The organism is Vibrio sp. 10N.222.49.C9 (assembly GCF_041474985.1).
Lineage (GTDB): Bacteria > Pseudomonadota > Gammaproteobacteria > Enterobacterales > Vibrionaceae > Vibrio > Vibrio crassostreae_C.
Genome location: NZ_JBFRVD010000773.1, coordinates 1 through 312, shown reverse-complemented (window position 1 = coordinate 312; position 312 = coordinate 1). Strand labels below are relative to the sequence as shown.

Annotated in this window: 1 protein-coding gene; it reads right to left on the bottom strand. The window is 45.2% G+C overall.

The window, feature by feature from the left end:
• The coding region (locus AB4585_RS25530) for a hypothetical protein (RefSeq protein WP_372171584.1) at positions 1–312 on the bottom strand (312 nt) is incomplete at both ends.

The following is a 312-nucleotide window of genomic DNA, read 5'->3' as shown; positions in this document are numbered from 1 at the left end:
ATTCACTTTAATATCAAGCTCACGTAGTGATTGGCTGAGCTGGAAGTACAAGTCTTGCCACTCGCGAACGCGCAAGTAGTTGAGATAGTCTTGCTTGCACTGGCGACGGAACTGGTTGCCTGACAATGCCTTTTGCTGAGTTTTGATGTATTCCCATAGATTCACAAAGCTCAAGAAGTCCGAATCTTTATCAAAGAATCGACGATGCTTATCATCTGATGATTGTTGTTTATCACTTGGACGCTCGCGCGGATCTTGAATAGACAGCGCAGAGGCAATGATCATTACCTCTTTAGCACAGCCAAGACGCTG